The 26,353-nt window shown below is 71.6% G+C and carries 22 protein-coding genes; 15 read left to right on the top strand and 7 right to left on the bottom strand.

All coding sequences use genetic code 11. The features are described from left to right. Positions 1–197: 197 nt before the first annotated feature. The 3 genes from AC3ENQ_RS05730 to AC3ENQ_RS05720 all read left to right on the top strand — a co-directional run bounded on the left by AC3ENQ_RS05730 (position 198) and on the right by AC3ENQ_RS05720 (position 2,063). Positions 198–701: a pyridoxamine 5'-phosphate oxidase family protein gene (locus AC3ENQ_RS05730; protein WP_431802559.1), complete on the top strand. Its 504-nt coding sequence runs from the start codon at positions 198–200 to the stop codon at positions 699–701. A gap of 253 nt (positions 702–954) precedes the next feature. Continuing rightward, on the top strand, positions 955–1,422 hold the full coding sequence (locus tag AC3ENQ_RS05725) for a hypothetical protein (RefSeq protein WP_431802558.1): 468 nt from the start codon (positions 955–957) through the stop codon (positions 1,420–1,422). 65 nt (positions 1,423–1,487) lie between these two features. Continuing rightward, on the top strand, positions 1,488–2,063 hold the full coding sequence (locus AC3ENQ_RS05720) for a glycosyltransferase (RefSeq protein WP_431802556.1): 576 nt from the start codon (positions 1,488–1,490) through the stop codon (positions 2,061–2,063). A 42-nt stretch (positions 2,064–2,105) separates the two neighbouring features. Here AC3ENQ_RS05720 and AC3ENQ_RS05715 read toward each other — a convergent pair whose 3' ends face one another. Then, positions 2,106–3,878 (bottom strand): proline--tRNA ligase, encoded by a 1,773-nt coding sequence (locus AC3ENQ_RS05715; protein ID WP_431802554.1) that lies wholly within the window; start codon positions 3,876–3,878, stop codon positions 2,106–2,108. 311 nt (positions 3,879–4,189) lie between these two features. On the opposite strand from AC3ENQ_RS05715, the gene AC3ENQ_RS05710 reads away from it, so the two are divergent. Then, positions 4,190–5,626, top strand: coding sequence for an RNB domain-containing ribonuclease (locus AC3ENQ_RS05710; protein WP_431802552.1), 1,437 nt, complete (start codon positions 4,190–4,192; stop codon positions 5,624–5,626). A 173-nt stretch (positions 5,627–5,799) separates the two neighbouring features. Here the strand turns inward: AC3ENQ_RS05710 and AC3ENQ_RS05705 are convergent, their stop codons facing one another. Beyond that, complete coding sequence (locus tag AC3ENQ_RS05705; RefSeq protein WP_431802550.1) at positions 5,800–7,005, bottom strand: benzoate/H(+) symporter BenE family transporter; 1,206 nt, start codon at positions 7,003–7,005, stop codon at positions 5,800–5,802. Positions 7,006–7,326: 321 nt separating this feature from the next. Here AC3ENQ_RS05705 and AC3ENQ_RS05700 point away from each other — a divergent pair, with 321 nt between their 5' ends. Continuing rightward, positions 7,327–7,755 carry a VOC family protein gene (locus tag AC3ENQ_RS05700; RefSeq protein ID WP_431802548.1) on the top strand — a complete coding sequence of 143 codons (429 nt, stop codon included), beginning with the start codon at positions 7,327–7,329 and terminating at the stop codon, positions 7,753–7,755. A gap of 33 nt (positions 7,756–7,788) precedes the next feature. On the opposite strand, the gene ispG is transcribed toward AC3ENQ_RS05700, so the two are convergent. Further along, complete coding sequence (ispG, locus tag AC3ENQ_RS05695; RefSeq protein ID WP_431802546.1) at positions 7,789–8,940, bottom strand: flavodoxin-dependent (E)-4-hydroxy-3-methylbut-2-enyl-diphosphate synthase; 1,152 nt, start codon at positions 8,938–8,940, stop codon at positions 7,789–7,791. A 232-nt stretch (positions 8,941–9,172) separates the two neighbouring features. Between ispG and AC3ENQ_RS05690 the strand changes: the two genes are divergently transcribed. Then, positions 9,173–11,179 carry an anthranilate synthase family protein gene (locus tag AC3ENQ_RS05690; protein ID WP_431802544.1) on the top strand — a complete coding sequence of 669 codons (2,007 nt, stop codon included), beginning with the start codon at positions 9,173–9,175 and terminating at the stop codon, positions 11,177–11,179. Between the two features lie 32 nt (positions 11,180–11,211). Here the strand turns inward: AC3ENQ_RS05690 and AC3ENQ_RS05685 are convergent, their stop codons facing one another. Beyond that, positions 11,212–12,528 (bottom strand): M50 family metallopeptidase, encoded by a 1,317-nt coding sequence (locus tag AC3ENQ_RS05685; protein ID WP_431802542.1) that lies wholly within the window; start codon positions 12,526–12,528, stop codon positions 11,212–11,214. Positions 12,529–12,661: 133 nt separating this feature from the next. Here AC3ENQ_RS05685 and AC3ENQ_RS05680 point away from each other — a divergent pair, with 133 nt between their 5' ends. The 5 genes from AC3ENQ_RS05680 (at position 12,662) to pflA (ending at position 19,165) form a co-directional block, all read left to right on the top strand. Beyond that, positions 12,662–13,273: a hypothetical protein gene (locus AC3ENQ_RS05680; protein WP_431802540.1), complete on the top strand. Its 612-nt coding sequence runs from the start codon at positions 12,662–12,664 to the stop codon at positions 13,271–13,273. Between the two features lie 96 nt (positions 13,274–13,369). Then, on the top strand, positions 13,370–14,107 hold the full coding sequence (locus AC3ENQ_RS05675) for a DUF1775 domain-containing protein (protein ID WP_431802538.1): 738 nt from the start codon (positions 13,370–13,372) through the stop codon (positions 14,105–14,107). A 110-nt stretch (positions 14,108–14,217) separates the two neighbouring features. After that, positions 14,218–15,798 (top strand): Mur ligase family protein, encoded by a 1,581-nt coding sequence (locus AC3ENQ_RS05670; RefSeq protein ID WP_431802536.1) that lies wholly within the window; start codon positions 14,218–14,220, stop codon positions 15,796–15,798. A 210-nt stretch (positions 15,799–16,008) separates the two neighbouring features. Next, positions 16,009–18,282, top strand: coding sequence for a formate C-acetyltransferase (gene pflB / locus AC3ENQ_RS05665; protein ID WP_431802534.1), 2,274 nt, complete (start codon positions 16,009–16,011; stop codon positions 18,280–18,282). Between the two features lie 34 nt (positions 18,283–18,316). Beyond that, positions 18,317–19,165 carry a pyruvate formate-lyase-activating protein gene (gene pflA, locus AC3ENQ_RS05660; protein WP_431802532.1) on the top strand — a complete coding sequence of 283 codons (849 nt, stop codon included), beginning with the start codon at positions 18,317–18,319 and terminating at the stop codon, positions 19,163–19,165. 135 nt (positions 19,166–19,300) lie between these two features. On the opposite strand, the gene dxr is transcribed toward pflA, so the two are convergent. Together dxr and AC3ENQ_RS05650 are read right to left on the bottom strand one after the other, a co-directional pair. Next, a complete protein-coding gene (dxr, locus tag AC3ENQ_RS05655; protein WP_431802530.1) occupies positions 19,301–20,389 on the bottom strand; it encodes a 1-deoxy-D-xylulose-5-phosphate reductoisomerase in 1,089 nt (362 codons plus the stop codon). A 42-nt stretch (positions 20,390–20,431) separates the two neighbouring features. Next, the gene (locus AC3ENQ_RS05650; protein WP_431802528.1) at positions 20,432–21,403 is read right to left on the bottom strand and encodes an FKBP-type peptidyl-prolyl cis-trans isomerase; all 972 of its coding nucleotides are present in this window, start codon (positions 21,401–21,403) and stop codon (positions 20,432–20,434) included. Between the two features lie 181 nt (positions 21,404–21,584). On the opposite strand from AC3ENQ_RS05650, the gene AC3ENQ_RS05645 reads away from it, so the two are divergent. Continuing rightward, positions 21,585–22,388: a lysophospholipid acyltransferase family protein gene (locus AC3ENQ_RS05645; RefSeq protein WP_431802526.1), complete on the top strand. Its 804-nt coding sequence runs from the start codon at positions 21,585–21,587 to the stop codon at positions 22,386–22,388. A gap of 230 nt (positions 22,389–22,618) precedes the next feature. Beyond that, a complete protein-coding gene (locus AC3ENQ_RS05640) occupies positions 22,619–23,458 on the top strand; it encodes an endonuclease domain-containing protein (protein ID WP_431802524.1) in 840 nt (279 codons plus the stop codon). Positions 23,459–23,630: 172 nt separating this feature from the next. Here the strand turns inward: AC3ENQ_RS05640 and AC3ENQ_RS05635 are convergent, their stop codons facing one another. After that, positions 23,631–24,101, bottom strand: coding sequence for an OsmC family protein (locus tag AC3ENQ_RS05635; RefSeq protein WP_431802522.1), 471 nt, complete (start codon positions 24,099–24,101; stop codon positions 23,631–23,633). 83 nt (positions 24,102–24,184) lie between these two features. On the opposite strand from AC3ENQ_RS05635, the gene AC3ENQ_RS05630 reads away from it, so the two are divergent. Both AC3ENQ_RS05630 and ald read left to right on the top strand, forming a co-directional pair. Next, entirely contained in the window at positions 24,185–25,174 is a 990-nt protein-coding gene (locus tag AC3ENQ_RS05630; RefSeq protein WP_431802520.1) for an asparaginase, read from the top strand. Between the two features lie 57 nt (positions 25,175–25,231). Beyond that, complete coding sequence (gene ald / locus AC3ENQ_RS05625) at positions 25,232–26,347, top strand: alanine dehydrogenase (RefSeq protein WP_431802519.1); 1,116 nt, start codon at positions 25,232–25,234, stop codon at positions 26,345–26,347. The last annotated feature ends 6 nt before the right edge of the window (positions 26,348–26,353 follow it).

The following is a 26,353-nucleotide window of genomic DNA, read 5'->3' as shown; positions in this document are numbered from 1 at the left end:
AACCGCGGGCGAACCGGGGCGGCTCTGCCGGGACGGGCGTGCCGCGATCGGTCCGTGTCGAGCACCATCGGCCGCGCGGGCGCGGGAGACCTCGGCATCCTGGTCGCGCATGACCGCCGCATCGCCGCGGATACGCTCGCCGCGGACGTTCTGTCAATCCCCTGACGGGGCGGATGCCGTGATGTGAGGCTCGCGGCATGACAGAGATCACCGGAACCGACGCGCTCGAGCGCGTGAAGGAACTCGTCGAGGACATCGACTTCACGATGCTCACGACCCAGGACGACGACGGCCACCTCGTGTCGCGCCCGATGTCGACGCGCCAGATGGACGAGGCGGGCGACATTTGGTTCTTCACCTCGGAGGGTACCGACAAGGTCGACGAGGCGCGCGCGCACCGCGAGGTCGGCCTGTCGTACTGCGACGCGAAGGGCATGCGCTACGTGTCGGTCGGCGGCACCGCGGCGGTCGTGCACGACAAGGCGAAGATGGAGGAGCTCTACTCCCCCTCGCTCGACGTGTGGTTCGAGGACGGACTCGACACCCCGGGCATCGCCCTGCTCAAGGTGACGCCGAAGGTCACCGAGTTCTGGGAGCCCGCGAAGGGCAAGATCGCGATGGCCGCGGGCATGCTGAAGTCGCTCGTCACGAAGGACACCCCCGACGACGACATCATGAACCACGGCAAGATCATCCGCTGACCGGGGAACACTGCCGAGGCCCGCACGGGCCGCGCCCGGTATCGCGTTGCGCCCCGAGCGAGGATACTGGGCAGCGGGGATGTCGGGGGGTGACGATGGCGCGCTTCATGGTGACGGCGATGCCGTTCTCGGGGCATGTCGCGCCCATGGTCGCCGTCGCGGGCGCGCTCGCGCGGCGCGGGCACGACGTCCGGTTCTACACGGGGGCGGCGTTCCGCGTGCAGGTCGAGGCCGTCGGGGCGCGGTTCGTCCCGTGGACGGCGGCGCCGACTTCGACGAGCAGAACCTGCCCGCGACCTTTCCGCGTCTCGTCGGCAAGAAGGGGTTCCGCCAGCTCATGGTGAACATGGAGGACCTCTTCGTCGGCACCGCGCCCGCCCAGCTCGCCGACCTCCGCGCCGAATGGGAGCGGGAGTCCTGGGACGCACTCGTGAGCGACGAGGCATCCCTCGCGCCGAGCGTGGTCGCAGAGGCGATCGGATGCCGGTGGGCGACGGTCGCCGTGCTGCCGCTGCACCTCGTCTCACGGCAGGGGCCTCCGCCGGGGCAGGGGCTCCGGCCGGGGCGCTCGGTTGCGGGCAGGACGCGCGACAGGCTTCTGCGCGCACTCATCCCGGCGCTCTCGGGGACGCTGAACCGAGCCGCGAACCGGGCACGGGTCGAGGTGGGGCTCGCCCCCCATCCGTCGGCTTCGACCGACAGGTCTGGTCGGCGCAGCTGATCCTCGCCTCGGGCGTCCCCGCGCTCGACTTCGATCTGCCCGACAGGCCTGCGCACCTGCACCGGGTGGGCCGGCTCGCGACGCCGGCGGAGGTGCCGCTCCCGCCGTGGTGGGACGAGCTCGACGGGCGCCGTGTGATCGCCGTCACCCAGGGGACCCAGAACGTCGACCCGACCGATCTGCTGCAGCCCGCTCTCGATGCCCTCGCCGACGCCGACGTGATCGTCGCGGCGTCCACCGGGGTGCGGGGCGTCGACACGCTGCCTTTCCCCGTGCCGCCGAACGCCCGGGCCGCGGCGATGCTCCCGTTCGACGCGCTGTTTCCCCGCGTCGACCTCCTCGTCACGAACGGCGGGTGGGGCGGGACCCTGACGGCGCTCTCGCACGGCGTGCCACTGGTCGTCGGCGGCGCGGACCTCGACAAGCCCGAGGTCGCCGGACGGGTCGCGGCGGCCGGTGCCGGCGTCAACCTGCGGACGGGGCGGCCCGCGCCCGCAGCAGTGCGGGAGGCGGTCGGGCGCGTGCGGGCGGACCCCTCTTATCGGGATCGGGCGCGGGAGATCGCGGCGCAGCTCGCGGAGGCCGGCGGGGCGCCGCGCGCGGCGGAACTGCTCGAGGAGTTCGCCGCGGGGGCGCGCTGAGCGCGGGGCAAGGGTCCGGTGCCGGCGGCACCGGACGCGGCGTCAGCGCGAGGCGAGCGTCTGCACGGCATCCGCCGCGGGGACGACCGTGCGCTCACCCGAGCGGCGGTCCCAGAGCTCGACCTCGCCGTCCGCGGCGCCGCGGCCGACGATGACGATCTGCGGAACGCCGATGAGCTCCGCGTCGCCGAACTTCACGCCCGGCGACACCTTGGGGCGGTCATCGAGCAGCACGTCGAGCCCGGCATCCTCGAGCGACGCGGCGACCTGCTCGGCGAGATCGAACGCCGCGGCATCCCGCCCCGTGGCGACGACCTGCACGTCGAACGGCGCGACGGATGCCGGCCACACGAGGCCCTTCTCGTCGTTGTTGAGCTCCGCGAGGATCGCGAGGATGCGCGTCACGCCGATGCCGTACGAGCCCATCGTGACGGTGACGAGCTTGCCGTTCTCGTCGAGAACCTTGAGACCGAGGGTCTCGGCGAAGAAGCGGCCCAGCTGGAAGACGTGGCCGATCTCCATGCCGCGGGCGAGCTCCACCGGTCCCGAGCCGTCGGGGGCAGGGTCGCCCGCGACGACGTTCGCGACCTCGACCACGCCGTCGGCGAAGAAGTCGCGCCCGGCGACGACCGAGTGCGCGTGCTTCTGGTCGAGGTTCGCGCCGGTGATCCACGCAGAGCCCTCTCCGACGCGGGGGTCCACGAGGTAGCGGATGCCGGTCGCCGACTCCTCGCCGAGCACGGCGCCCGCCGGCGACCACGGGCCGATGTAGCCCTTGACCAGCAGGGGGTTCCGCTCGAAGTCCTCCGCCGTCGCGGCCTCGACGGCGGCGGGCGCGAAAGCGACCTCGGCGCGCTTGTCGTCGACCTCGCGGTCGCCGGGAAGTCCCACGACGACGAGCTCACGCTCACCGTCGAGGTGCGTCAGGGCGAGCACGACGTTCTTGAGGGTGTCGGAGGCGGTGTAGGGCCGCCCGTCGGCGCGCGGCTCGAGTACGGCGTTGGCGTGCGCGACGAGCGTCTCGATCGTGGGCGTGTTCGGCGAGTCGAAGACGACGGGCGCCTCGCCCTCGTCGAAGGGCACCGGATCGGGCACGGCCGTCGTGAACGCCTCGACGTTCGCCGCGTAGCCGCCCGCCGAGCGGACGAAGGTGTCCTCGCCGACGGCGGTGGGGTGCAGGAACTCCTCCGACCGCGCGCCCCCCATGAGGCCGTTGTCGGCGGCGACGATGACGTACTCGAGACCCAGGCGCTGGAAGATCCGCTCGTACGCGTCGCGCTGGCTCATGTACGAGGCATCCTGCCCCTCATCCGTGTAGTCGAACGAGTAGGCGTCCTTCATCGTGAACTCGCGGCCACGCAGGAGTCCGGCGCGGGGACGCGCCTCGTCCCGGTACTTGTCCTGGATCTGGTAGATCGTCAGCGGCAGGTCCTTGTACGACGAGTACAGGTCCTTCACGAGGAGCGTGAACATCTCCTCGTGGGTCGGAGCGAGGAGGTAGTCGGCGCCCTTCCGGTCCTGCAGGCGGAAGATGCCGTCGCCGTAGGAGGTCCACCGGCCCGACTGCTCGTACGGGTCGCGGGGCAGGAGCGCCGGGAAGTGCACCTCGAAGGCGCCCGCCGCCGCCATCTCCTCGCGGATGATGCCCTCGATCTTCGCCTTGACCTTCAAGCCCAACGGCAGCCACGTGAACACGCCCGGGGCGGCGCGTCGGATGTAGCCGGCGCGCACGAGCAGCTTGTGGCTCGTGACCTCGGCATCCGAGGGGTCCTCGCGGAGCGTGCGGACGAAGTAGTTGGAAAGACGGGTGACCACGAGCGTCAAGCTTAGCCGCGTGGTTCCTGCGTCATTCCGCGCGATCGGGAGTTCGGTCGTGGGATCCGCGAGATCACCGTCGTCCCCGCCGCAAAAGCAGGGCCGATTGTGCACGCCCCGCTCTCACGGGGGCCGCAGGCCGCGATCGAGCCTGCTTTCGCAGCGCCGCCCGTTCCGATTTCCGGCGGAACCCGCGCCAGACGGGACCGCGTCGACCCCATCGGTTTCGGGGGGATCTTCTTCGAAGGTTTACGGATGAGGCTGCGTGACGGCTCGGCACCGAACGTGGCCACACGCATAGGCTGACGTGCGTGACGCATCGCCGCTCCCGCATCGTTCCGACAGAGGCCCGCGGCGCGCTCGCCGGCTCCCTCGCGCAGCTCCGCCGCGACCTCGACGTGCCGGACTCGTATCCCGCCGACGCGCAGGCGGAGGCCGATCGCGCAGCCCGCGACGTCCCCGTCGATCCGGATGCCGCGGGAGTGCCCGACCTCCGCGGCATCCCGTTCCTCACGATCGATCCGGCGGGGTCTACCGACCTCGATCAGGCGCTGCACCTCGAGCGGACCCCCGACGGCGCGATCCTGCACTACGCGATCGCGGACGTCCCGGCATACGTCGCGCCGGAGGGCCCGCTGGATGCCGAAACACGCCGCCGTGGCCAGACGCTCTACGCGCCGGACGGACGCATCCCCCTGCACCCGCCCGTGCTGAGCGAGGATGCCGCCTCCCTCCTGCCCTGCCGGGACCGGCGCGCGTACGTCTGGCGTTTCGTGCTCGACGAGGGCGCGAACCCGACCGAGACGACCCTCACGCGCGGCGTCGTGCGCTCTCGCCGGCAGTGGTCCTACGACGACGCACAGCGGGCGATCGACGCCGGTTACGCGCCGCCCACGCTCGCCGCACTGCCGTGGTTCGGGGCCGCCCGTGGCGAGCGCGAACGAGAACGCGGTGGAGCGAGCCTCAACGTCCCCGAGGTGCGCATCGAGCCGGACGGCGACGGCTACCGGCTCGAGCGCAGCTACGGCGTGCCGCTCGAGGACTGGAACGCGCAGGTCTCGCTCCTGACCGGAATGGCGGCGGCCGAGATCATGGTGCGCGGGCGCGTCGGCATCCTTCGCACGATGCCGCCCGCCGCGCCGGAGGACATCGAAGAGTTCCGCGCGCAGACCATCGCCCTGGGGATGCCGTGGAGTCCCGACGTCGCGTACGGCGACTACCTGCGCGGCCTCGACCGCTCCCCCGCGGCCCTCGCCGTGCGCGAGTACGCCGCGGGGCTGTTCCGCGGCGCGGGCTATGTCGCCTTCGACGGCACCGTGCCCGCCGACACCCTGCACTCCGCCATCGGCGCCGCGTACGCGCACACGACGGCGCCGCTGCGTCGCCTCGTCGACCGGTGGGCGCTCGTCGTCTGCGACGCCCTCGCAAACGGACGGGAGGTTCCCGACTGGGCTCGCAGCTCCCTCGGAGAGCTTCCGACGCTCATGGCGCGGAGCACGCAGAAGGCCTCGCAGCTGGATGCCGCATCGCTCGATCGCGTCGAGGCCGCCGTCCTCCACGGGCGCGAGGGCGAGGTGTTCGACGGCGTCGTCCTGAGCGTCAAGGGCGACGGCGCGCGCGTGCAGGTGACCGATCCGCCCGTCGAGGCGAAGGTCGCGGGCCTCGACGTCGAACCCGGCACAACGGTGCGGCTGCGCCTGGTCTCGGCATCCATCGCGGACGGCACCCTGGTGTTCGCGCGGGCGTGACCGGCGCGTGCACAGGTCACGTCAGGTCACGGAGACAGGCGATCTCACGGGGGAAGGAGATCGCGAAGGCAGGAGATCTCACCGAGGCAGGACGGAATCAACGGCATTCAGCCTGTGTCCGTGACATCTCCTGTCTCCGTGACGGCGTGACGGCGTGACGGCCCGCCCCTGCCTCAGCGCCGCCGCCCGACGTGCAGCACGCCGCGGACGAGCAGCCCCGCGAGGAGCGCCCAGAACGCCGCGCCGATGCCCAGGACGGAGACACCGGATGCCGCGACGACGAACGTGACGACGGCGGGAAGCCGCTCCCCCGGGTCGTCGATCGCCTGCTGGATCGCCGCGGCGAGCGTCGCGAGCAGCGCGAGCCCTGCGACCGCGGGGATCACGGCGGTCGGGGCGACGACGACGAGCGCGACGAGCGCCGCCGAGAACGCGCCCAGCACGATCGCCGAGACTCCCGTCGACACGCCCGCGACCCACCGGCGGCGCGGATCGGGGTCAGCATCGGGGCCGGCGGCGAGCGCGGCGCTGATGGCGGCGAGGTTGATCGCATGGCCACCCGCCGGCGCGCCGAGCGCGGTGCCGATGCCCGTCACGAGCATCGCGGGGCGCCAGGGCACCTCGTAGCCGAAGCTGCGCATCACCGCGACGCCGGGGACGTTCTGCGAGGCCATCGTGACGATGAACAGGGGCAGCGCGACCCCGACCGCAGCGCCCGGAGTGAACGTCGGCGCCGTGAACTCCAGGCGCGGAACGAGGAGGGCGGGGTCGATCGCCGCTGCGGTCACGCCGACATGGATGCCGACGACGATCGCCGCCGCGACGAACGCGAGCGGCACCGCCCACCGGGGCGCGAGGCGAAGGAACACGAGCCACACGAGGACGACCGGAACGACGCCCCACGGGTTCGCGACGAGACCGGTGACCGGGGCGAGGCACAGCGGCAGCAGGACGCCGGCGAGCATCGCCTGCGCGATCGACGGCGGGATGCGTGCGATGAGGCGACCGAGGTGCGGCCACAGCCCCGTCAGCACGATCAGCCCACCGGTGAGGAGGAAGGCGCCGACCGCCGCGGGCCATCCGCCCTCGACCGTGGCGGTCGCGGCGAGCACGGCGGCGCCGGGCGTCGACCAGGCACTCGAGATCGGCATGCGGTAGCGCACCGACAGCACGATCGAGGCGAGGCCCATCGTGAGGCAGAGGACCAGGAGCCCGCTCGCGGCCTGCGCGGCGCTCGCGCCGACGGCATCCAGTCCGGTGAGGACGACGGCGAACGACGACGTCACGCCGACGAGGGCCGTGATGACACCGGCGACGATCGGGCGCGACAGGGGCACCGATTCCGTGGGCGCGGCGGGGGTGGGCGAGGACGCGGTCATAGGATGCCGACGCTAGCGGATCGAGCGCGTCACTCGACCACTCCGATCCCGTTCGCGTGGGGTGCCGGCGTTAGGGTGGGGTGCCGCCGTTCGCGTGGAGTGCCGCCGTTCGCGTGGAGTGCCCCCGCTCGCGTGGAATGTCTCGGTGCGGTGCACCTCACCGACGCAGGAGATCTCGGGCCGACAGGACCGACTCCGCCTTCCGCATCCTGCCTCGGCGACATCTCCGTCGTCCGTGATCCGCCGACGGGCACCTTCTGGCGCATGTCCGAGGGGCGTCGTAGCGTCGGCATCATCCACAGCGATCGGAAGGCGGAAGCCATGGCAACTCTCGGAAACATCACGTTCTACGCCGACGACCCGCGCGCGCTCTCGCACTTCTGGAGCGGGGTGTTCGGGTACCCCGCGCTCGATTGGGAGGAGCCGTTGCGCGGCGAGCTGCTCGACGCGGGACTCACCGCCGACGATCTCGCCCACCGCGGTCTCGCCGAGGACCCGAACGGACAGGGCCCGCGGCTGCTCTTCCTGCACGCCGACGGCGCGAAGACCGGTCGCAACCGCCTGCACCTCGACGTCACGACACCGCGCGTCGAGGGGCAGGACCCGCGCGCCGCCGTCGACGCCGAGAAGGATCGCCTCGTCGCGCTCGGGGCGAGCGTCGTCCGGCTGATCGACCAGTCCTGGGGGCCGTGGCCGGAGTACTACTTCCAGATGCAGGATCCCGAGGGCAACGAGTTCTGCCTCCAGTGAGCGGCAGCGGCGCAGACCGCGCCGGAGGAACCGTCAGGCGGTCACGACCTGCGCCGTGCCCACCTGGGCGTCGGGGCCCATCTCGTCGGCGATGCGGCGCGCCTCCTCGATGAGGGTCGCGACGATCTCCGACTCGGGGACGGTCTTGATGACCTCGCCCTTCACGAAGATCTGGCCCTTGCCGTTGCCCGAGGCCACGCCGAGGTCGGCCTCGCGCGCCTCACCGGGGCCGTTGACGACGCAGCCCATGACGGCGACGCGGAGGGGAACCGTCACATCCTTGAGGCCCTCGGTCACGTCCTCGGCGAGAGTGTAGACGTCGACCTGCGCGCGCCCGCACGAGGGGCACGAGACGATCTCGAGCTTGCGCTCGCGCAGGTTCAGCGACTGCAGGATCTGGTGGCCGACCTTGACCTCCTCGGCGGGAGGAGCCGACAGCGAGACGCGGATCGTGTCGCCGATGCCCTCAGCGAGGAGGATGCCGAAGGCGGTCGCGCTCTTGATCGTGCCCTGGAATGCGGGCCCGGCCTCGGTGACCCCGAGGTGGAGCGGCCAGTCGCCGCGCTCGGCGAGCATGCGATACGCCTTGACCATGACGATCGGGTCGTTGTGCTTGACGGAGATCTTGAAGTCGTGGAAGTCGTGCTCTTCGAAGAGGGATGCCTCCCACACGGCGCTCTCGACGAGGGCCTCCGGCGTCGCCTTGCCGTACTTCTGGAGCAGGCGCTTGTCGAGCGACCCGGCGTTCACGCCGATGCGCAGCGACACCCCGGCATCCTTCGCGGCCTTCGCGATCGCCCCGACGTTGCCGTCGAACTCGCGGATGTTGCCCGGGTTCACGCGGACGGCGCCGCACCCGGCGTCGATCGCCTGGTAGATGTACTTCGGCTGGAAGTGGATGTCGGCGATGACCGGGATCTGGCTCTTCTTCGCGATGATGTGCAGGACGTCGGCGTCTTCGGGCCGCGGCACCGCCACGCGGACGATCTCACAGCCGGATGCCGTGAGCTCGGCGATCTGCTGCAGGGTCGCGTTGATGTTGTGCGTCGGCGTCGTGGTCATCGACTGGACGCTGACCGGGGCGTCGCCGCCGACGAGCACCTTCCCGACCTTGATCTGGCGGGTCTTGCGACGGGGGGCGAGGACTTCCGGCACGCGGGGCATCCCGAGATTCACTGCTGGCACGGCTTCAGCCTACGCCGCGCGGCTGGGGCCGGGCTGAAACGGCCGTCTGAACGCAGGCGTCCGACCTCCCCCGCCTTCTGCTATCGTGACCGCATGTTCGCGCGCGACTCCTGGTGGCACACCCGCTGAGGCGGTGTGCTGCGCGAGCGACTGACGAGACCGCCCCTCCCACCCGACGGGCGGTCTTTGCGTACTCACGACAAGGCGGCCCCGTTCCACAGAAAGGCCCGGCATGACCGACGCCCAGTCCGCCCACCCAGCACAGTCCGCCCAGCCAGCACAGTCCGCCCCTCTCCTTCCTCTCACCGAGGCGATCGCGTCCGGCCGCCCCTTCGCCCTCCTGGCGCGCGACGGTGCGACCGTCGAGGTGCTGACCGGCGACGTCGTCGACGTCGAGCTCCTCGCGGATATCCCACTGACGGATGCCGACGGCGCCCCCCGCGAGGTGCTCGCCCTCGTCCCCTATCGCCAGGTCGTCGAGCGCGGCTTCGCGTGCCACGACGATGCGGCGCCGCTGCGCTGCCTCGTCGTCGACGCGCACCACGCGGTGCCCCTCGCCGACGCGATCGCCGCGCTGCCGAACGCGACGGTGCCGCTCGCGGATGCGGGCTTCGACCTCAGCGACGAGGAGTATGCCGACATCGTGCGCACCGTCATCGCCGAGGAGATCGGCCGGGGCGAGGGCGCGAACTTCGTGATCCGGCGCGACTTCACGGCATCCGTCAACACCGACCCGCTGACGGCGGGCCTCACGTGGTTCCGGGCGCTGCTCGAGCACGAGCGCGGGGCGTACTGGACGTTCCTCGTCTCGACCCCGGGCCACCTCGCCGTCGGCGCGAGCCCGGAGGCGCACGTGTCCGCACGTGACGGTGTCGTCACGATGAACCCGATCTCGGGGACGTTCCGTCATCCCGCGGGCGGCGCGACCGCCGAGGCGCTGACGGAGTTCCTCGCGTCGACGAAGGAGACCGAGGAGCTCTTCATGGTCGTCGACGAGGAGCTGAAGATGATGTCGGCGGTGTGCTCCGACGGAGGCCGCATCACGGGTCCGCACCTCAAGGAGATGTCGCGCCTCACCCACACGGAGTACATGCTCCGCGGGCAGAGCACGATGGACCCGCGCGACATCCTTCGCGAGACGATGTTCGCGCCGACGGTGACCGGCTCGCCCATGCAGAACGCGTGCACCGTGATCAAGCGCCACGAGAAGGCTCCCCGCGGGTACTACTCGGGCGTCGCGGCGCTGTTCACCCCGGCGCCCGCCGATGCGGGCGGGGTGCCGGATGCCGCGGGCCACGATCTCGACGCGCCGATCCTCATCCGCACCGCCTACCTCGTGGACGGGACCTTGCGCGTTCCGGTCGGGGCGACGCTCGTGCGCCACTCCGACCCCGACGGCGAGGTCGGTGAGACCCACGGCAAGGCCGCCGGTGTGCTGGGCGCGATCGGCGCGATCCCGCGCGATGAGGCGGCCGAGCGTGCCGCGCTCGACGAGGACGCCCCCGCCGCCGCGCCGCGCACCGCGCTCGCCGACGACCCCGAGATCGCGGCGCTGCTGGAGGCGCGGAACGAGCGCCTCGCCCCGTTCTGGATGAACCCGCAGGCCCCGGCGGTGCCCACGGCCACCGCGCCCGCCGCCCCCGCAGGCCCCGGTGCCGGACGCACGGCCATCGTGGTGGATGCCGAAGACCGCTTCACGACGATGCTCGCCCACCAGCTGCGCCACCTCGGGTTCGCCACCACCATCGTGCCGTGGTCCGAGGCCTCACCGTCGGCGCTCGATGTCGCCGACGTCGTGGTCGCGGGCCCCGGACCGGGCGACCCCCGCGACGATCGGAGCCCGCGCATCGCGCGCATGCGCGAGGTGGTGGCCGCTCGGCTCTCGTCCGGCCGCCCGCTCCTTGCCGTGTGCCTCAGCCATCAGGTGCTCGCCGACACGCTCGGCCTCGACCTCGTGCCGCTCGCGAGCCCGCACCAGGGACTGCAGAAGAACGTCGAGGTGTTCGGGCAGACGGCATCCATCGGGTTCTACAACACCTTCACGGCGCGCGTCGCACCCGGGACCGCGGCCCTCGGTGAGACCGAGATCGCGGCCGACCCGGCATCCGGGGACGTCTACGCGCTTCGGGGCCCCGGCTACGCGTCCGTGCAGGGCCACCTCGAGTCGATCCTGTCGCGCGACGGCCTCGAGACCCTCGACCGCCTCCTGACCCACGCGCTGGCTCCCGCCCTGACCTGAGCGGGCCCCGACGCGCCGGCTCCCGAGACGGGTCAGCCGCCGAGGAGCTGCACGGGGTTGAAGAGGTCGGCCGCGACCAACACGACCGTCATGACGGCGAGCGCGATCACGACGACGAACGTCACCGGCACGAGCCGCGTCGCGTCCACCGGCTTCGGGGGCGGGCGGTGCCACAGCTTCGCCCAGAAGCGGCGGATGCCGTCCCACAGCGCGATCAGGATGTGCCCGCCGTCGAGGGGCAGCAGCGGGATCAGGTTGAACACGAACAGCGCGATGTTGAGCGCGCCGAGGATCGTGAGCAGGCCCGACACCCGGTTGAGGATCGGCGTGTCGGTCGCCGCGACGTCGCCGGCCAGGCGCCCCGCGCCGACGACCGAGAGCGGGCTGTTCGGGTCGCGTTCCTGCCCCGTGACGAGATCGACGGCGGTGTCGTAGACGCGCACCGGCAGCTGCCAGATGATCCCGGCGACCTGCTGGGTCTGGGTGACCGCCGCCTTCGGGCCCTCCCAGATCGGCTGGCGCTCGTACTCGACGGTCGCGGTCATCCCCACGAAGCCGACCTCGGCCGTCGTCGCGGTCCCGTCCTCGCCCGCCACCTGCCGGGTCGCGAGCATCGGCGTGACCTGCAGGCTCTGACGCTGCCCGTCGCGCTCGACGACGATCGGGATCGTCGTCTCCGGCTTGTCCTGGATGATGGCGGATGCCTCGGCGAACGTGTCGACGTCGGTGCCGTCGACCGAGACGATGACGTCTCCGGGGAGGATGCCGGCGGCCGCCGCAGGCGACGCCGGGTCGCTCGATGTGCAGGTGGTCTGGCTGGTGCCGGCGGGAAGGACGCACTCGCTCACGGCAGCGATCGTCGTCGTCGCGGTCTGCGCGCCGATGCCGCTCACGACGATCGTGAAGAGCACGACGGCCAGGAGGAAGTTCATCACCGGCCCGCCCAGCATGATGATGATGCGCTTCCAGACCGGCAGCTCGTAGAAGTAGAGCCCGCGCGAGCCGCTGCCGGCGGCGAGGGTCTCGTCGTTCGCGGTGCGGGCATCCTGCACCATCGTGGCGAAGAACCCGCCTCCGGCCTTGCCCGCGGCTCCCGACGCGGTCGCGTCTGAGGGCGGATACATCCCCGCCATCGAGATGTAGCCGCCGAGCGGCAGCGCCTTGACGCCGTACTCCGTCTCGCCGATGCGCCGCGACCACAGCGTCGGACCGAACCCGATCATGTACTGGCCGACGCGGACGCCGAACTTCTTCGCCGGCACGAGGTGACCGATCTCGTGCAGCGCGATCGACACCGCGAGCCCGACGACGAGCAGCGCGACCCCGATGATGAAGGCGATGACGGTCACGACCGAAGAGGCTAGCGCGACCCGCTTTGAGTTTGCCGAGCCGCCACCCGACCCGACGCCGCGTGGGCCCCGTCGTGAGCGCGGTGGTCGGCCCGTGCATCACTCCACCTGAAGGCCGGTTAGGCTCCTGTCTGTGCCCGACGTGAGCGAACGCCCGACGCTGCGGCGCCTGCGCGCGCTGCGCGGCACCGTCGCGGCCGCCGTCGCCGTGCTGTTCGCCTCGACTGCGCACACGCTCTCCGGCGGGCACGCACCGCCGGCCTGGCTCGTCGTGGCGATCGTCGTCCTCGCGGCCCCGCTGTGCGTCGGCCTCATCGGTCGGCGCCGCACCCTGCCGCGGCTCGCCGCCACGATCGGCGCCGCCCAGCTCGCCCTGCACGGCGCCTTCGCCGTGATCGGCGATGCCGCCCCGGCCGGCGGCCTCGGCCACGCCGCGCACCACCACACCCCGCTCGCTCTGGATGCCTCGACGTTCGCCGATCCCGCCGCCGCGACCATGACCGTGGGCCACGCGATCGCCGCGCTCGCGACCCTCGTCGTGCTCGCGTGGGGTGAGCACCTGATGGTCGCCATCGCCCGCGGCATCCGCCGCCTGCTGCGCCTGCCGGTCGCGCCCATGCTGCCGTCCCCGCATGCGCCGCTGCCGTCTGCCCCGGCCACCGCTCCGCACGCGGCCGCCGTCTTCCTCGACTGTCTGAGCCGAAGGGGTCCGCCGACGCGCCCCGCGTCCGCCCTCACCGCCTGATCCGTTCGTCCGAGCGCAGGCGTCCCTTCACACCGGCCGTCCCGCCGCGCACCGCGCACCGCGCACCGACGGCACCACACAGACAGAGAGAACCCGATGGCATCCGCACGCCCGCACTCCACCACGCCCCGTCGCCGCCGCGCACCGCTCTTCGCCGGCCTCGTCGCCGGCGGCGCACTCATCCTCGCCGCGCCGCTCGCCGCGTCGGCGCACGTCCACGTCACGCCCGACGAATCCGCCGCCGGCACGACGACGCGTCTCGACTTCTCGTTCAGCCACGGCTGCGAGGACTCGCCCACCACCTCCGTCGCGATCAGCATCCCCGACGGCGTCGACGGCGTCACGCCCGTCCTCGACGGCGCGTGGACGATCGACCGCGAGGTCGGCACCGACGGCATCCCCACGAAGGTCACCTACACGGCGGTGACGCCCGTCGAATCCGGTGTCGCCGCGAGCGTCGCGCTCGACGTGATCTTCGCATCGTCGGCGTCGGGAACGCAGGTCGCCTTCCCGGTGCTGCAGACCTGCGAGGTCGGCCAGACCGACTGGGCCGAGGTCGCCGGCGAAGGCCAGAGCGAAGACGACCTCGAGTCTCCCGCTCCCGTCGTGACCGTCGGAGAGGTGTCGGAGGACACCGGTCACGGTCACGGCGACGGCGCGGCCGACGACGCGTCGGCCGACCCCGCCGACGGGGGCGACCACACCGAGCACGCCGACACCGACGACGTGGGCGCCGCGGCCGATCCCGTCGCGCGCTGGCTCGCCGGCGGGGCGCTCGTCGCCGCGCTCGCAGCCCTCGGCGTCGGCGTCGCGGGGCTTCGCCGCAAGAGCTGACGCGGAGTCCGGCGCACAAGCCGCCGCGGTCCGCCGCATGAGCTGACGCGCCTCCGGGCGCAGCGCGGTGCGACACCCGCACGAGGTGTCGATGAGATGATGGACGGGACATGAACATGCCCACTCCGCCCTCGAACATCCCCCCCGCGCTGCGCCCGGCACACCCGCCCGTCCGCGCCCTCACCGAGGTCGCGGAGCGCGCGGCGCATCGCACGATCGGCGACCTGGACGGTGTCGAGGTGACCGGCGTCACCCTGGCGACGACCGACCTGCACCCGGGCGACCTGTTCGTCGGCATCCACGGCGTGCGCCGGCACGGTGCCGAGTTCGCCGCCGACGCGGTGCGGGGCGGCGCCGTCGCGATCCTCACCGACGAGGCGGGCGCCGAGATCGCCGCGGACGCCGGCGTGCCGATCCTCGTCACCGACGACCCGCGCGGCGCCCTCGCAGACGTCTCCTCCTTCGTCTACGGCACCGACGGCAACCTCCCGGTGATCCTCGGTGTCACCGGGACGAACGGCAAGACCTCGACCGTGCATCTGCAGGATGAGCTGTTGCAGCAGCTCGGCATCCCGTCGGGGATGTCCTCGTCCGCGCGCCGCCACATCAACGGCGAGTCGATCATGGCGCGCCTGACGACCCCCGAGTCGACCGAGCTGCACGCGCTCATCGCACACATGCGGGAGCAGGGCGTGCGCGCGCTCGCACTCGAGGTGAGCGTCCAGGCGATCGTCCGTCACCGCGTCGACGGCATCGTCTACGACGTCGCCGGCTTCACGAACCTGCAGTACGACCACATGGACGATTTCGCCGACATGGAGGAGTACCTCGAGGGGAAGCTCCGCATGTTCCGCGCCGACCGCGCCCGCCGCGCCGTGGTGTCCCTCGACACCCCGGCCGGGCAGCGCGTCGTGGAGCACGCCGACATCCCGGTGACCACGATCGCAACGCCCGAGATCGCGACCGACGCCGCGCTCGCCGCGACGGCGCAGTGGTCGGTCGAGATGGTCGACGAGCGCATCAACGAGACCCGCTTCGTCCTCACCGGTCCGAATGGCGAGCGCCTCGAGACGACCGCGCCCGTCACGGGGCCGCACATGGCCGCCAACGCGGGTCTTGCGATCGTCATGATCCTCGAGTCCGGCCTCGCCACGTGGGACGAGATCGTCGCGACGCTCGATCGCGACGGCGGCATCCGTGGCACGCTTCCGGGGCGCACCGAGACGGTCACGACGGGCCGCGGGCCGACGGTGTACCTCGATTTCGCGCACACCCCCGACGGGTTCGAGATGACGGCCCAGGCGGTCCGTCGTCAGACGCCGGGGAAGCTCCTCATCATGTTCGGCGCCGACGGTTCGCGCGACACGACCAAGCGCCCGGCGATGGGTCGGGCGGCGGCGCGCAACAGCGACATCGCGATCGTCACCGACCACCACCCGCGCTACGAAGACCCCCAGGTGATCCGCGACGCGCTGTACTCCGGCGCCGTCGAGGAGCCGCCCGCGGGGGGCCTTTACAACATCACCCCGCCCGAAGACGCGATCACGAAGGCCGTCTCGCTCGTGGGCGAGGGAGACGCGATCCTCTGGTTCGGACCGGGGCATCAGGACCACCGCGAGATCCAGGGCGTCCGGCATCCCTACAACCCGCGGGAGATGGCGCTGCGCGCCCTGCGCGACGCGGGGTGGTGACGCGCCGCCGCGCGGGAAGGCACGTGTGGCCTGACCACAAAGGGGATGCCGCGAACGCGCCCCGCCTTGTGGGTTGCGCACACATCTTCTTTGTGGTCTGACCACAAGTCCTACACTGGAATCACGACCCGGACACGGATGGGTGCTCGGGCGGATCGGCGAAGCCGATCGATCCATTGGGCTCATCCCACGAGGACTCGAGGAACAATCATGACCACCGTCACTCCCGCCGCACACGAGACCGAGCACGACGCTCAGCCCGCCGCCTGGAACGGCTTCACCGCCGGCCCCTGGCAGGACGAGATCGATGTGCGCGACTTCATCCAGCGCAACTACACGCCCTACACCGGCGACGCTTCGTTCCTGACCGGCGCCACCGCCCGCACGACCCGCATCTGGAACACCCTTTCGGAGATGTTCCCCGAGGAGCGCGAGAAGGGCATCTACGACGTCGACCCGCACACGCCGGCCGGCATCACCGCCCACGCGCCCGGCTACATCGCGAAGGACGACGAGGTCATCGTCGGCCTCCAGACCGACGCTCCCCTCAAGCGCGCCATCATGCCCAACGGCGGCTGGCGCATGGTCGAGGGCGCTCTGGACACCTACGGCTACGAGGTCGACCAGACCCTGAAGACGGTCTTCAGCGAGTATCGCAAGACGCACAACCAGGGCGTCTTCGACGTGTACCCGCCGAACGTCCGCGCCGCACGCTCGTCGCACATCATCACGGGTCTGCCGGATGCCTATGGCCGCGGCCGCATCATCGGCGACTACCGCCGCGTCGCGCTTTACGGCGTCGACCAGCTGATCGCCGCGAAGAAGGTCGACAAGCTCGGCCTCGACACCACGCCCTTCACGGAGCAGATCGCCCGCGAGCGCGAGGAGCACGCGGAGCAGATCCGCGCGCTGCAGGAGCTCAAGCAGATGGCGGCATCCTACGGATTCGACATCTCCGGCCCCGCGACCACCGCTCGTGAAGCCGTGCAGTGGCTCTACTTCGCCTACCTCGGCGCGGTCAAGGAGCAAAACGGCGCCGCGATGTCGCTCGGCCGAACCTCGACGTTCCTGGATGTCTTCATCCAGCGCGACCTCGAGCAGGGCCTGCTCACCGAGACCGAGGCGCAGGAGATCATCGACGACTTCGTGATCAAGCTCCGCATCGTCCGGTTCCTCCGCACTCCCGAGTACGACGCGCTCTTCTCCGGCGACCCGACCTGGGTCACCGAGACGATCGGCGGCATGGGCGAGGACGGGCGTCCGCTCGTCACGAAGAACTCCTTCCGCTACCTGCAGACGCTCTACAACCTGGGACCTGCGCCCGAGCCGAACATGACCGTGTTCTGGAGCCCGGACCTCCCGCAGGGGTTCAAGGACTTCTGCGCGCAGGTGTCGATCGACACGTCGGCCGTGCAGTACGAGTCGGACGAGATCATCCGTCCGGCGTGGGGCGACGACGCGGCCATCGCGTGCTGCGTGAGCCCCATGCGCGTCGGAAAGCAGATGCAGTTCTTCGGCGCCCGCGTCAACCTCGCTAAGACGCTGCTCTACGCGATCAACGGCGGGCGCGACGAGGTCTCCGGCAAGCAGGTCTCGCCGGTCGCCGCCCCCGTGGGCGACGGACCGCTCGAGTTCGACGACGTCATGGCCCGGTTCGACAAGACGATGGACTGGCTCGCCGAGACGTACGTCGAGGCGCTCAACTGCATCCACTGGTCGCACGACAAGTACGCGTACGAGCGGCTCGAGATGGCCCTGCACGACAAGGACGTGCTGCGCACGATGGCCTGCGGCATCGCCGGCCTCTCGGTCGCGACCGACTCGCTGTCGGCGATCAAGTACGCGACCGTCACCCCGGTGCGCGATGACCGCGGCATCGTCGTCGACTACGTCACGGAGGGCGAGTTCCCGACGTACGGCAACGACGACGACCGGGCCGACGACATCGCCGTCGACCTCGTCGAGCGCTTCATGGCGAAGATCCGCAGCCACCCCATGTACCGGAACGCGCTGCCGACCCAGTCGGTGCTGACCATCACGTCGAACGTCGTGTACGGCAAGGCGACGGGGAACACCCCCGACGGCCGCCGCGCCGGCGAACCGTTCGCCCCGGGTGCGAACCCGATGAACGGTCGCGACACGCACGGCATGCTCGCCTCCGCCCTGTCGGTCGCGAAGCTGCCGTACTCCGAGTCGCAGGACGGCATCTCGCTGACGAACACGGTGGTCCCCGCCGGCCTCGGACGCACGAAGGACGAGCAGGTGCACAACCTCGCCGGCCTCCTCGACGCGTACGTCGGGTCGCACGGGTATCACATGAACGTCAACGTGCTGAACCGCGAGACGCTCGAGGATGCCATGGAGCACCCGGAGAACTACCCGCAGCTGACGATCCGCGTCTCCGGCTACGCCGTGAACTTCGTGCGACTGACCCGCGAGCAGCAGCTCGACGTCCTGTCGCGCACGTTCCACGGCTCGATGTAACCCCCACCCCAGAAGACCCCGAGAGGAGCAGACCATGTCCGCCACGCTGATCGCGTCGAACCTGTCTGCTCCTCTCGCGGGCCTGGAGGTCGCCGACGCCTCGCGGCACGAGCGCCTCGTCGCGATGCGCGAGGGCCGGCTGGGATCGGTGCACTCGTGGGAGCTCGTGACGGCGGTCGACGGCCCGGGAACGCGGCTGACGACCTTCCTGGCGGGCTGCCCGCTGCAGTGCCAGTACTGCCATAACCCCGACACGCTGCAGATGCGCGACGGCAAGCCCGTCTCGAGCGACGAGCTCCTCGCCCGCATCGCGCGGTATCAGGGCGTCTTCCGCGCCACCGGAGGCGGCATCACGCTCTCCGGGGGCGAGGTGCTCATGCAGCCCGCTTTCGCGGCGCGGATCCTCCGCGGGGCGAAGGAGCTCGGCATCCACACGGCGATCGACACCTCCGGCTACCTCGGCGCGGCGGCCACCGACGCGATGCTCGACGACGTCGACCTCGTGCTCCTCGACGTCAAGAGCGGGGATCCCGACACGTACAAGACGGTCACGGGGCGCGAGCTCGAGCCGACGCTCGCCTTCGGGCGGCGCCTCGCCGAGATGCCGCACGGTCCCGAGGTCTGGATCCGCTTCGTGCTGGTCCCGGGTCTCACCGACGACGTCGAGAACGTCGAGAAGGTGGCGGAGTACGCGGCATCCCTCAACGAGATCATGCCGGGCACCGTAACCCGCGTCGAGGTCCTCCCCTTCCATCAGATGGGCCGCGACAAGTGGGCCGCCCTCGGCCGCGACTACCTGCTCGAGGACACCGAGCCGCCCACTCCCGAACTCACCGAGCGGGTGCGCGAGAAGTTCCGCGCGCACGGTCTGACGACCTACTGACCGCTCCCCCGACGCGCCGATCCGCACCCGATGGTCGGCTCGAGCCCCACACCGCGGTGGTCGGCTCCCGGATCAGCCTGCGCCCCTTCCCATCCCCGGGCGCGGGCTGATCCCCTTCCTCACGCGCCGGAGCTCTCAGGCACCGGCGATCGCGCGATCCGCCTCCGCGCGCGCCCAGCTCTCCGCCTCGGCGAGCGATTCACGCGTGAGCTCGCCGGGGGCCGCGTGCGCGTCAACGACGCGCCGAACGGTGTCGAGGATGCCGAGATAGCTCAGAGCGCCCTCGTGGAAGGCATCCACGGCCTGCTCGTTGGCGGCGTTGAAGACAGCCGGGTAGGTGCCGCCGGCGCGGCCGACCTGCTTCGCGAGCGCGACGGCGGGGAACGCCTCGTCGTCGAGCGGCTCGAACGTCCAGGTCTGCGCCGTCGTCCAGTCGAGCGGCGCACCGACGCCCGCGACGCGGTGCGGCCAGTCGAGCCCGAGCGAGATCGGCAGGCGCATGTCGGGCGGGGATGCCTGGGCGATCGTCGACCCGTCGGTGAACTCGACCATCGAGTGCACGATCGACTGCGGGTGCACGGTGACGTCGATGGCGTCGTAGTCGACGCCGAACAGCAGATGCGCCTCGATGACCTCGAGCCCCTTGTTGACGAGGGTCGCGGAGTTCGTCGTCACGACCCGGCCCATGTCCCAGGTGGGGTGCGCGAGCGCCTCGGCGGGCGTCACGTTCACGAGCTCGGCGCGCGTCCGCCCGCGGAACGGACCCCCGGATGCCGTGAGCACGAGCCGTCGCACCTCGTGCGCCTCCCCCGCGCGCAGCGCCTGCGCGATCGCGGAATGCTCCGAATCGACCGGGACGATCTGCCCGGGCGCGGCGAGCGCCGTCACGAGGTCGCCGCCGACGATGAGCGACTCCTTGTTCGCGAGCGCGAGCGTGCGCCCCTCTTCGAGGGCTGCGAGGGTCGGGCCGAGGCCGACCGATCCGGTGATCCCGTTGAGCACCACTTCGGCATCCACCTCGCGGACGAGCCGCTCCGCCGCGTCTGCGCCGAGCGCCGTCGCGCGCTCGGCGACGCCGAACTCGGCCGCCTGCGCGGCCATGCCGTCGGCGTCACGCCCGGCGGCGAGCCCCACGACCTCGAACCTGTCGCGGCGGTCTCGGATGACATCGAGCGCCTGCGTCCCGATCGAACCGGTGGAGCCGAGGATCAGGACGCGACGCATCCCGTCAGCCTAGCCGCGCGCCGTCGCTGGGGCGCCTCGGCGTCACTGGGTGGCGGCGGTCGGCGCGTGCTGGGTGCCGAGGATGTCGATGACGAACACCAGCGTCTTCCCCTTCAGCGCGCCGTTCAGGTCACCCATCGACGGCGGCATGACCACGAGCACCTGGCTGCCGACGGTCTGACCGACCATCGCCTTGCCGAACCCCTCGTACACCCCCGTCGTGGTGAACGCCGCCGGCGCCCCGCGCTTCCAGCTGGAGTCGAACTCCTCCTTGGTGTCCCACGCGACGCCCTTGTACTGAACCGTCACCTGGTCGCCTTCGGCGACGGTCGGCCCGTCGCCCTTCTTGAGCACCTCGATCTGCAGGTCGGCGGGCGCAGCGGTGTCGGGCACGGTGATCGTCGGCTCGCCGTCGTCCGCGAGAGCGACCTCCGGCATCCCCTCCACCGGCGCAACGCTCTGACCGGTCGCTGTCGTCGGCAGCTCCTCGAACGTGCGCGCGACGACGACGTAGTTGCTGCCCTCGGTGCCGAGCGCCGAGCCGGGCACGGTCATCACGACAGTCGACCCGAGCGGGTTGCACTCGATCGCTCCGACCCACATCGTCAGCTGGGTCTGGTCGATGAGTACCGGCACGCGTCCGTCCTCGGAGGCGGAGGTCGTCGTCGAGTCGTTGATCAGCTCACCGGAGGCGCCGTCGTACACCTGGTACTGCGCCGAGACCAGGTCGCCCACGCCGAGGTCCGCCCCGTCGCCGGGCGTGACGACGGTGCGCTCGACCTGTTCGAACGCCAGGTCGGAGGGAACGGTGGCAGACAGCGTGTCACCCGCCTCGTCGACGGTGACGGCGTCCGAGTCCGATCCCGGCGACGCCGCGATGAGGCAGGCGTCCGCCGCACCGCTGGAGCCGGACGGCGACGGCGAGGATTCCGCGTCGCCCGACCCGGCGCACCCGGCGAGCAGGAGCACCGACACGGCGGCGGCGGACAGGGCGGCGATCGGGCGCAGGCGCACGGGGACCTCACAGGGGTGGTGGTCACGGATGCCGTGACACGGCACCCGGGCAGACGAGAGACTCACACATCTTCGCGCATCTTCTTCTGTCCCCGCTGAGAGGCGTCCCGTCGGGAGGCCGGCCGCGCGGCCGATGGGGGCCATGCGCGGGGAGGAATGAGATCGGGAGTACCCTCGACGGGTGGCAGAAGAGCATGGGGGCGCGTCCGAGGCGCCCGAACGCGCCGCGACGACGGATGCCGAGCCGGACGAATCGGGCGTCGCACCCGTCGGTTTCACCTACTACTTCGGTCGCGCCGTGCTCGTGCCGCTCACCCGGCTCATCTACCGCCCGCGCATCGAAGGGCGCGCGAACATCCCGCGTACGGGCAAGGTGGTCTTCGCGAGCAACCACCTGTCGTTCATCGACTCGCTGATCATCCCGATGTTCGCGCCGCGCCCCGTCTACTTCCTCGCGAAGTCGGCCTACTTCGAGGGCACCGGGTTCCGCGGGTGGGTGAGCCGGCACTTCTTCCGTGCCATCGGTGCGACCCCCGTCGAGCGCGGCGCCGGGCAGGCGGCGCTCGACGCGCTCGACCAGCAGCGGCGCATCCTCGCCTCGGGTCGGGCGATCGCGCTCTATCCCGAGGGGACGCGCTCGCTGGACGGCAAGCTCTACAAGGGACGGACGGGCGTCGCATTCCTCGCGCTCGAAGAGGGCGCCCAGGTCGTCCCCGTCGGGCTCATCGGCACGAACGAGGCCATGCCCGTCGGCGCACGTATGCCCAAGCGGCATCCCCGCGTGACGGTGCGCTACGGGGAGCCTCTCGACCTGTCGCACTACGGACCGGCATCCAGCGGCAGAGCACGCCGGCTCGCGACCGACGAGGTCATGTCCGCGATCCACGCCCTCTCGGGGCAGGAGCTGGCCGGAACCTACAACGAGGCGCCCGCCGCGAACCCCGTCGAACGTCTCAAGCAGGTGCTCCCGCACGAGCGGCGGTAGCGCACGGGCGCCGGACGCGGGATCTCGGCGAGAGCGCGGGCGAAAAGCAGGGCCGATCGGCGCCGACGGCGGTGTGACGCCACCGCAGCTGCGGTTCGCCCTGCTTTTGCGGCGGCTCGCTCTCCAGACGGTCGCGCATCGCCTCCTCCCCAACCGGTCGAATCGCCGATCCGTCCACAGATCAGACGCGGGCGCGCCCTCGCCACTGCGCGGGCCGACAGTCTGGCGGCATGGAGCACATGACGCAGGCCGACGCCGGACCGGCCCCGCGCATCGCGCGAACCCGCGACCTGCGGGCGGCGGGATGGCGGGCGAGCGAGGTGCGGGCCGCGGTGGAGAGCGGAGGTCTCGTGCGGGTGCGTCAGGGCGCCTTCTGTTCGCCGCTCACCCCGCCCGACTGTGTCGCCGCGGGGCGCAACCGGGGACGTCTCGCGTGCGTCTCCGAGCTGCGTCGTCGTGGGGTGTTCGTCATGGACCACGCCACACGGCACATCCACGTCGTGCCCGAAGCGGCGCGGCTCGGACCGCCCGGGACGAATCGGCTGCACCGCGACCGGCTCCTGCGTGCCCCTCATCCCCGGTCGCTCAGCGTGGAAGTCTTCGACGCGGTGCGCCAATCGGTGCTGTGCCAAAGCCCCCGGGCCGCGATCGCGACGACCGATTCCGCGCTCCATCTCGGGGTTCTCGCCCACGACGACCTGGACGAGCTGTTCGCGTCGCTCCCCCGTCGCCACCGGCGGCTGCGTCGACTGCTCGACTCCCGCGCCGAGTCGGGGCCCGAGTCGCTGATGCGGCTCATCCTGCGCACCCTCGGGTGCCGATTCGACGTGCAGGTGGAGATCGCGGGGGTCGGACGCGTCGACTTCCTCGTCGACGGCTGGCTCATCATCGAATGCGACAGCCGCGCATTCCACTCGTCATGGGAGCAGCAGAAGCGCGACCGGCGACGTGATCAGGAGGCTGCGATGCGCGGGCTCACGACGTACCGCCCGATCGCCGAAGACATCATGGAGCGTGCGGACGTGGTGCGGGCGGCGGTCGCGGGGCTGCTCGCCGCCCGCCCCCGGTGACGAAGCAGCCGGCGGCCGCGCAGGGGCGACGCGGCGGCCGAGGCGGCGCCGCGCGTCCCCGGCGCGAACGCAGGCAAGAGCAGGGGCAGGTGGCAGGAAAGGCGGGCCACAGACCGGATAGACGCAGTCGCCCCTGCTTTTCGCGGGGTCGGCCGGCGTCGATACGCGCGGCTCAGACGGCGGTAACCGTCGCCTCGTGACGGACCGGGAAGTTCACCGAGTTCGCGATGAAGCACCAGTCGTGCGCCTGCGCGTGCGCGGCCTCCGCCGCCGCGATCATCCCTTCCTCGGCGACGACGACGCGCGGGTGGAGCGTCACCTCGGTGAATGCGCCGCCTCCGCGCCCGTCGAGGGTCATCGTGCCGGTCGCGTGATCGTCGTAAGACACGACCACGACGCCCGCCTCGACGCATGCGTGCAGGTAGGACAGCAGGTGGCACTCCGAGAGCGCCGCGAGCAGCAGGTCTTCGGGGTTCCACTTCGCGGGGTCGCCCCGGAAGGGCCGGTCGGCGGATGCCGCGAGGTCGGGCTTGCCGGAGATCGACACCGTCACGGCGCGGTCGTAATCGCGGTACCCGCTCGTTCCGGTGCCGCGGTTGCCCGTCCACGTGCTGCGGACCTCGTATCGATGCTCTCCGATCATGCTCCCAGTCTCGCACCGCGCCGGTCGGGCGACCTGACCGAAACCGTCCTCGGCCCGGCCGGTGCCGGCGGTAGGCTGGGCCGGTGCCCGAGACGTTGACCGTGCCCTCCTCCGTCGAACTCGCCGTCGTCGAACGTTCCGGGTTCGTGGAGTCGCGCCACGCGGGAGCGGCGATCGTCCTCGACGCCGAGGGCGTCGTGCAGCTCACGCTCGGCGACGTCGAGACCCCGATCCTGCCCCGCTCGAGCATGAAGCCGCTACAGGCGCTCGGATGCCTGACGGCCGGCGCCGACCTCACCGGCGAGCGCCTGGCGCTCGCGACGGCGAGCCACTCGGGCACCAACCGGCACGTCGCCGTCGTCCGCGACATCCTCGATGCGGCGGGTCTCGGCGAGTCGGATCTCGGGTGCCCCGCGGCGTGGCCGGGCGACCCCGCAACGCGCGACGAGCTCATGCGCGAGCTCGGACAGCCCCAGCGCATCCGTATGAACTGCTCCGGCAAGCACGCGGCGATGCTTCTCACGTGCACCGTGAACGGCTGGGACACCACGGGCTACCTCGACCCCGCCCACCCGCTGCAGGTCCACATCCGCGAGGTCATCGAGCGTCTCATCGGCACGAAGGTCACCTCCGCCGCCGTCGACGGCTGCGGCGCGCCCGTGTACGGGATGAGCCTGTCGGCTCTCGGCCGTGCGGCGCATCGCATCGGCACGTCGTCGGAGCGCTCCCCGTTCGCCCTGCACCGCAGCGCCGGCGCCCTCGTCCGCGCCGTTCGCGAGAGCCCGTGGACGATCGACGGGCCGGGTCGTCCGGACACGATCGCGATCGAGCGGCTCGGCGTCTTCGCGAAGGGGGGCGCGGAGGGCGTCATGATCATGGTCGCCCCGAACGGCACGACGGTCGCGCTGAAGGTGCTCGACGGGTCGGGTCGCGCGACGACCGCGATCGCGCTCGCCCTGCTCGAGCGCGTCGGCGCCCTCTCCCCCGCCGACGTCGCCGCGACGTTGGCTCAGCTTCCGCTCGCCGTGACCGGCGGCGGGCAGGATGTCGGCCTGATCCGGCCGACCGTTTAGCCTTCGCACGGCGCGGCCACAAGGCGCGGCGGGGCGGGGCACCGACAAGGGAGCGACATGCGCATCAGTGTTCCGACCGAGATCAAGAACAACGAGTTCCGGGTCGCGCTGACCCCCGCGGGTGTCTACGACCTCGTGCGATCCGGCCATGAGGTCTTCGTCCAGCGCGGTGCCGGGATCGGCTCGTCGATGTCGGATGCCGAGTACGCCGACGCCGGCGCCACGCTTCTCGACGACGCGGCGGAGGTCTGGGCGCGGGCCGAACTGCTCCTGAAGGTGAAGGAGCCGATCGCCGCGGAGCACGGGTACTTCCGCGACGACCTCGTGATCTTCACCTACCTGCACCTCGCCGCGGACCGCCCGCTCACCGACGCCCTCGTGGCGAGCGGCGTCACCGCGATCGCGTACGAGACGGTGCAGCTCCCGGGAGGTGGGCTGCCGCTCCTCGCCCCGATGAGCGAGGTGGCCGGTCGCCTCGCCCCCACGGTGGGCGCTGCGACGCTGATGCGCTCCGCCGGGGGCCTCGGCCTTCTCATGTCGGGTGTGCCGGGCACGCGTCCCGCGACGGTCGCGATCATCGGCGGCGGCGTCGCGGGGGCGAACTCCGCCTACATCGCGGCGGGCCTCGGTGCCGACGTCACGATCTTCGACACGAACATCGCACGTCTGCGCTTTCTCGACGATCACTTCCAGGGTCGCGTGAAGACGGCGGCGTCGAACCCGCTCGACCTCGACCGCGCGGTCGTCGCGTCCGACCTCGTCATCGGCTCGGTACTCATCCCCGGCGCGAAGGCGCCGAAGCTCGTGACGAACGAGATGGTCGCGCGCATGCGACCGGGATCGGTGCTCGTCGACATCGCCGTCGACCAGGGCGGCTGCTTCGAGGACACCCGACCGACGACGCACGCCGACCCCACTTTCCCCGTTCACGGGAGCGTCTTCTACTGCGTCGCGAACATGCCCGGCGCCGTCCCGAACACCTCCACCTCGGCGCTCACCAACGCCACCCTTCCCTACGTCCGGAGGATCGCGGGGCTCGGATGGCGCGACGCGCTGCGCGCGGACGCCGCCCTCGCCGACGGACTCAACGTGACGGCCGGCCTTCTCGCCAACGCCGGCGTCGCGGAAGCCCACGGCCTCGCGGCGGTGACGCTCGCCGACGCCCTCGCCTGAGGCATC

The sequence above is a fragment of the Microbacterium sp. bgisy203 genome (assembly GCF_057706945.1).
This window is presented reverse-complemented; position numbering and strand designations above follow the sequence as displayed.

What these genes read in the sequence shown, in the direction of transcription:
- AC3ENQ_RS05730 (WP_431802559.1), top strand. Translation starts at nt 198, where the DNA reads ATGACAGAGATCACCGGAACCGACGCGCTCGAGCGCGTGAAGGAACTC.
- AC3ENQ_RS05705 (WP_431802550.1), bottom strand. Translation starts at nt 7,005, where the DNA reads ATGACCGCGTCCTCGCCCACCCCCGCCGCGCCCACGGAATCGGTGCCC.
- AC3ENQ_RS05700 (WP_431802548.1), top strand. Translation starts at nt 7,327, where the DNA reads ATGGCAACTCTCGGAAACATCACGTTCTACGCCGACGACCCGCGCGCG.
- AC3ENQ_RS05690 (WP_431802544.1), top strand. Translation starts at nt 9,173, where the DNA reads ATGACCGACGCCCAGTCCGCCCACCCAGCACAGTCCGCCCAGCCAGCA.
- AC3ENQ_RS05675 (WP_431802538.1), top strand. Translation starts at nt 13,370, where the DNA reads ATGGCATCCGCACGCCCGCACTCCACCACGCCCCGTCGCCGCCGCGCA.
- AC3ENQ_RS05670 (WP_431802536.1), top strand. Translation starts at nt 14,218, where the DNA reads ATGAACATGCCCACTCCGCCCTCGAACATCCCCCCCGCGCTGCGCCCG.
- pflB (WP_431802534.1), top strand. Translation starts at nt 16,009, where the DNA reads ATGACCACCGTCACTCCCGCCGCACACGAGACCGAGCACGACGCTCAG.
- pflA (WP_431802532.1), top strand. Translation starts at nt 18,317, where the DNA reads ATGTCCGCCACGCTGATCGCGTCGAACCTGTCTGCTCCTCTCGCGGGC.
- dxr (WP_431802530.1), bottom strand. Translation starts at nt 20,389, where the DNA reads ATGCGTCGCGTCCTGATCCTCGGCTCCACCGGTTCGATCGGGACGCAG.
- AC3ENQ_RS05640 (WP_431802524.1), top strand. Translation starts at nt 22,619, where the DNA reads ATGGAGCACATGACGCAGGCCGACGCCGGACCGGCCCCGCGCATCGCG.
- AC3ENQ_RS05635 (WP_431802522.1), bottom strand. Translation starts at nt 24,101, where the DNA reads ATGATCGGAGAGCATCGATACGAGGTCCGCAGCACGTGGACGGGCAAC.
- ald (WP_431802519.1), top strand. Translation starts at nt 25,232, where the DNA reads ATGCGCATCAGTGTTCCGACCGAGATCAAGAACAACGAGTTCCGGGTC.